This is a genomic window from Brevibacterium sp. (genome assembly GCF_031179145.1).
Taxonomy (GTDB): domain Bacteria; phylum Actinomycetota; class Actinomycetes; order Actinomycetales; family Brevibacteriaceae; genus Brevibacterium.
The window spans coordinates 1-5,988 of sequence record NZ_JAPSIB010000042.1 but is presented as its reverse complement, the minus strand read 5'-3'; the positions used below and the strand labels follow the sequence as shown (position 1 = coordinate 5,988).

Sequence of the window (5,988 nt, the reverse complement as noted above, 5' to 3'; positions counted from 1 at the left end):
GTGGCGCGGTCTACCAGGGAGACACCGCTGTCGGTGTCATCTCCGGTGGTGGACCAGCAGAGTGGAGCGATGGCACTCCGTTCCAGCTCGGCTGGGTCGCTGACCTTGACTACTCGCTCGAGACGGCTGGCGTCGACTTCACGTTCGAAGATCCCAACGCAGGACCTGAGGCGCCAGCGGCTCCGGTCGTCAAGAACCAGACCGTTGATCCCAACGGAAACATCACCGGAAAAGCTGAAGCCGGGTCCGAGGTCAAGGTGACCTGGCAGCCCGCCGCCACTGGTACGCAGGCTGGTACGCAGGCCGATGTCCCGTCGTCGGGTGAGAAGACTGTCACCGCTAGCGAAAACGGCACCTTCACTGTTGCCGCGCCGACCGCTCCGGGTAAGTACGCATTCACCGCTCAGGTCGTCAAGCCTGCTGAATCTGCCGTCACAGAGTTCACCGTGACTGTTGAAGAGGAAGCCGCTGCAGAAGCCGACGCCGGTGCTGCCGCTGACGGTGCCGATGCAGGTGCCGAAGCCGACGCTGGTGCTGCCGCTGATGGTGCCGATGCAGGTGCAGAAGCCGACGCTGGTGCCGAAGGTGCTGAAGCCGACGCTTCCGCCGGTGCCGACGATGCCAAGGACGGCGGCGAGGAAGCTCCCGCCGAGCGGACCATCGAGATCGACCCCAAGGAGATCGTCGACACCGACTTCGTCAACCAGGACAAGGGTGTGACCATCACCGTTGCCGGCTTCGACGAGGGCGAGAACGTCACCCTTGAGGTTGTCGCCGGACCGAACAACGTCCAGGGCATCGAGCTCAACGAGACCGCGAACAAGGACGGCGTCGCAGCATTCTCCGTCTACGGTGTCAATGACTCCGATCCTTCGGTCTACCGCGGCAAGTACGACGTCAAGGTCACCGGTGCCAACGACACCGCTGACGAGAAGGCACTCGCCGGTTCCTTCGAGGTCGTCGCCGCTGAAGACGGCAAGGGCGGCGGCGATGGCGGATCCGATCTGCCTCGCACCGGTGCTGAACTGACCGGCCTCGCTGCCGGTGCAGGTCTGCTCGTCGTCGGTGGTGCCGCAGTGGTCCTGACCATGCGTCGCAACTCGAAGAAGAACTGAGCTCACCTCTGACGGTCATTCGTTGACCGACTGAGAGCTCACCCGAACACCCCCGGCCACATGGCCGGGGGTGTTCGTCTTTCAGTGGTGCCATTGTGACTGGACAACTGTTCAGTAATTGCTAGTGTCAGTGACATGAGTCACTCGATCCCCAGCGAGTTCCACACATCCACCGCGCTCGAGCGCACGTCCGAGCATTCCTTCACCGCTCACCTCGGCGCGGGGTGGAAAGTGGCGGGTGCGGTGAACGGCGGTTACCTCCTCGGCGTGCTCGGTCGAGCCCTGCGTGAGAGCAGTCCGACTGCGCCGGATCCCCTCGTCGTGTCCGCCCACTACCTGGGCCCGAGCGATGCAGGCAGCGTCGAAGTGACCACCCGGCGGATTCGTCAGGGCAGATCAAGTGCAACCTTGGCAGCCGAGCTGGTGCAGAACGAAAGTCCCGCGATCAGTGCCCTGGCAACCATGGGCACCATAGCCTCCCTGCCCGACGACGTCGCCACCACTGCCACACCTCCGGAACTCCCGGAACCGAGGGAATGCGTCAACGTCACCGAGGCCGGCGGAGACTTCATCGCCTCCGCACCGCTGATCTCGCGTTACGACATGCTCCTCGACCCCGCCACCACCGGTTTCGCAGTCGGCAAGCCAAGCGGACGTGGTCTGCTCCAAGGGTGGCTGCGATGGGCCGACGGTGCCGATCCCGATGTGCTGTCCCTGCTCGCGTTCCTCGACGCCTTCCCACCGGTGATGTTCGACCTCGGCCGATTCGGCTGGTCGCCGACGATGGAGCTCACCGCGCACGTGCGCGCCGTGCCCGCACCCGGCTGGGTTCGGGTCAAGGTCGAGACTCGCAACATCGCCGGCGGCATGTTCGAAGAGGACTGCGAACTCTGGGACTCCGCAGGCAGACTGGTCGCCCAATCGCGCCAGCTCGCCCGCCAACCCCGAGGATGACACTCCCGACCAGTTGCTCGCCCTCCATGATGCGGCCTGCACGCGCTCCCGGGAGATCCTTGCCCGCGTCGACGACCTCGACACGGTTCTGGTGCGCAAGAACCCGAGCAGTCCTCGACACAACGTCCGCTGGCTGCTCATCCACATGATCGAGGAGTATGCCCCCCACATGGGTCACGCCGACCTCATCCGCGAGAGCATCGACGGGACCACCGGAGACTGACAGATGTGACCTTGCACCGATGATCGGGAAATTCGGAGGACGAACCCATAGGCTTGAGGCAATCCCACCGACACACTGCGAAAGAGAACCCCTGCCTCATGACGTCGTCCGACCCGAACTCCGTCTCAGTTGATGTCGAGCGCTCCCGCTCCAAAGCCTGGATCCCGCTCGACCTCCTGCGTGGATTCCTCATCGGAAGCGCCGAATTGGTCCCCGGAGTCTCCGGCGGCACCGTCGCACTGGTGACCGGAGTCTACGACGAGCTCATCGACTCCGCAGCACATGTCGTCAAGGCGGCCAAGACCGTGGTCACTGGGCCCGACCGGTGGGCAGGGGCCCTCCGGGAGCTTCGCCGCACCGATTGGTTCCTCATCATCCCGGTGCTCATCGGCATGGCGACGGCCGTGCTGAGCATCGCCGGGTTGTTGGAGTCGTTCGTCACCGGCAATCCCGAGCTGGCCCGGGGGCTGTTCTTCGGCCTCGTCGCCGCGAGCATCGCCGTTCCTCTGAAGATGCTCCCCGAACGCACCCGCCGCCAGCCCTTGCTGCTGGGGCTGCTCGGTTTCGTCTGCGCGGCCGCACTCGCGTTCTGGCTCACCGGCATGGCTGGAGGCGCGAATGTCGAGAATCCGCCGCTGATCGCCGTGTTCCTCGTCGCCGCCGTCGCCATCTGCGCCCTCGTCGTGCCCGGAGTCTCCGGCTCGTTCTTCCTCCTCGCGGTGGGGATGTACACGACCACGCTGAGCGCCGTCGACGATCGCGACCTCGTCTACATCGCCGTCTTCGGCCTCGGGGCGATCGTCGGCCTCGCCGTGTTCGTCAACATCCTCCGCTACTTCCTCCACAACCACCGCTGGTGGACGCTGGTGATCATGGCCGGCCTCATGCTCGGTTCCCTGCGTGCCCTGTGGCCATGGCAGTCCTCCGCCGAGGTGGGTGCCGACGGGGAGGCGCACGGTGCCGGTGCGCTGCTCGCTCCCTACGACCCGGTCGGGGGACCTCTCCTCCTCGCCGCCCTCGGGGCGGTCGTGGTCATCATCCTCATCGTCGTCGAATCGAAGTTCGGTGCGAAGGAGACGAAGGACCACCTCGGCGAGGGCTGAACCGACCACGGACGGATCGATTTCCGAGAGTTCGTGCAGTTTTCGCTCAAGCTTCGCTCAGGTTCCATGCATGTCCGTTTAGAGTGAGAGGGTTCACCCCTCTCACCACAGGAGACTCATGCGCCTGCGAACCGTCGCCTCGTCGACTCTGGCTCTGTCCCTCATCGTCCTCGGTCCCGCCGCTGCCGCAGCGGCTCCGTCTTCCGCGGCCGCTCCGACGGACGCAGCGACTCCGACGGACCCCACGGCTCCGACGGCGGCCGCCGGAGAGCTCACTCTCCTGGCCACGACGGATGTCCATGGCCATGTCCTCAATTGGGACTACTTCGCCGACAAGCCGTATCCGGCTGGGGAGGAGCTGGGAATGGCGCGGGCCTCGACCCTGATCAAAGGCGTCCGCGAGGAGAAGGGCGACGACTCTGTCGTCCTCGTCGACAACGGCGATGCGATCCAGGGCTCGCCACTGACGTACTTCTACGCGAAGCAGGAGCCGATCACCGACACCGGTGAGACTCATCCGATGGCCAAGGCCTTCAACCACCTCGGCTACGACGCACAGGTCGCTGGCAACCACGAGTTCAACTACGGCCTCGACCTGCTGAGCGCCTACACCGCGCAGCTCAACGCTCCGCTGCTCGGGGCCAACGCCATCGACGATGCCGACGGCGACCCCCACTTCGAACCGTACACGCTGGTGGACAAAGAAGTCTCCGGTCAGCAGATCACTGTCGGCATCCTCGGGGTGACGACTCCGGGCAGCCGTATCTGGGACAAGAACAACCTCGAGGGCCGGGTCCATTTCGACGATGCCGTCGAGACCGCGCAGAAGTACGTGCCGGAGATGAAGGAAGCCGGTGCCGACGTCGTCGTCGTCCTGTCCCACTCCGGCAAGGACCCCGCGGGTCAGACCTGGGACCCGAGCTTGCTGCAGGAGAACCTGAGCACCTCGGTGGCCGAAGTGCCCGGAGTCGACGTCCTCGTCGCCGGGCACACCCACCGGAACGAACCCTCCCAGATCGTGACTCGCGACGACGGTTCCAAAGCCCTGATCACCCAGCCGAACTACTGGGCCCGCTCCGTCTCGGAGGTCGACTTGCCCATCGACCTCGAGACGATGGGTGTCGACTGGGATGCCGAGCCGCGGGCTAAGGCCCTGCCGACGCAGGGCGAGGTGAGCGAGGATCCGGCGATCAGGGATCTCGTCGAATCTCAGCACCAGACCACCATCGACTACGTCAATACGCGCATCGGCACGGTCGCGGAGACCATGAGCGCGGCCACGTCGTACTACGAGGACACCGCGATCCTCGACTTCATCTCCGAGGTGCAGACGCAGACCGTGGAGACCGCTCTGGCCGACACCGAGTTCAAGGACCTGCCGGTGCTGTCTCAGGCCTCGCCGTTCAGTCGCACGGCCGAGTTCCCTGCGGGCGACATCACCATTCGCGACGTCGCGGGCCTCTACGTCTACGACAACACACTTGCCGCTGTGGAGATCACCGGGGCGCAGCTGCGCGACTACCTCGAGTACTCCGCGCGGTACTTCAAGCAGACAGAGGAAGGCGCCGAGTTCGATCCGGCCACGGGGACGAATGCGGTCGACGAGGTCACGGACGCGCCGATTCCCGACTACAACTACGACGCCCTGACCGGCGTTGACTACGACATCAACGTGTCCAAGCCGGTGGGCGAGCGGATCGAGCATCTCAAGGACGCCTCCGGGAAGCCGATCGAAGACGGGGACAAGTTCGCCCTCGCCCTCAACAACTATCGGCAGTCCGGTGGCGGCGGTTACCCCGTCGGCGACCTCAAGCAGATCTACAACGAGCAGGTGGAGGTCCGCCAGGCCCTCATCGACTGGGTCAAGGCCAACGAGGTGGTTGACACTGCTGACTTCTTCTCCGAGAACTGGCGCGTGGTGACCAGCACCCAGGACCGGGGTGACGCCGACGACAGCGCGGATGCGGACGGTGCTGCTGCCGACGGTGCGGATGATGCTGCTGAGGCGGATTCGGCCGATCGAGCGGGCGCGAGTGATGGCAGTGATCCTGCCAGTGCCGGCAGTTCCGCGAACGGGACGTCCTCGACCGGTGGTGCGTCCGCCTCCGGCGGCACATCCGCCTCGGCGAACGACTCCGCCTCCGCGAACGCCTCCGCGAACGGGACGGACGGCGCGAACAATGCCGGGGGAGATCTGCCCCGCACTGGCACCGAGCTCTGGCGTCTCGCCGGCCTCGCAGCGGCGATCATCGGTACCGGAACAGCCCTCGTCCTCTTTTCGCGACGCCGCCGAATCCAAGGTTGAGCAGAACGACGGCTGAATGGAGCCAGGGTTGACCAGCCCCAGGGCTGAACAGACCGAGGGTTGAATAGATCGCGGGTTGAATAGATCCCGGGTTGAGCCGGAGTACTGGGGTGGGGTCCCCCGGGGGGCCGCGGCTGAGCGGTGGGCGGTGGGCGGAGGCTGCAACCCGTGTGACTGAGGGATGGGCAGCCACCATGACGTCGGAATGAGACGGTGCGAAACGTTCTGTGGCAACCCGGGCGAACCCGTGTCAGATCCGATGTCTATGGTGGGGCCAAGTGAAATTCA

The 5,988-nt window shown here is 65.3% G+C and carries 4 protein-coding genes and 1 pseudogene; all 5 read left to right on the top strand.

What is annotated here, in order from left to right; genetic code table 11:
- Positions 1–1,115: LPXTG cell wall anchor domain-containing protein (locus RIT73_RS17130; protein WP_309133317.1), on the top strand; the 1,115-nt coding region annotated here is incomplete at its 5' end.
- 135 nt (positions 1,116–1,250) lie between these two features.
- Positions 1,251–2,069: a thioesterase family protein gene (locus RIT73_RS17125; RefSeq protein WP_309133316.1), complete on the top strand. Its 819-nt coding sequence runs from the start codon at positions 1,251–1,253 to the stop codon at positions 2,067–2,069.
- Between the two features lie 10 nt (positions 2,070–2,079).
- Positions 2,080–2,292: pseudogene (locus RIT73_RS17120) on the top strand (DUF664 domain-containing protein); the annotation flags it as partial.
- Positions 2,293–2,390: 98 nt separating this feature from the next.
- Positions 2,391–3,395, top strand: coding sequence for a DUF368 domain-containing protein (locus tag RIT73_RS17115; RefSeq protein ID WP_309133315.1), 1,005 nt, complete (start codon positions 2,391–2,393; stop codon positions 3,393–3,395).
- Positions 3,396–3,513: 118 nt separating this feature from the next.
- On the top strand, positions 3,514–5,700 hold the full coding sequence (locus tag RIT73_RS17110) for a 5'-nucleotidase C-terminal domain-containing protein (RefSeq protein WP_309133314.1): 2,187 nt from the start codon (positions 3,514–3,516) through the stop codon (positions 5,698–5,700).
- Positions 5,701–5,988 lie beyond the last annotated feature (288 nt).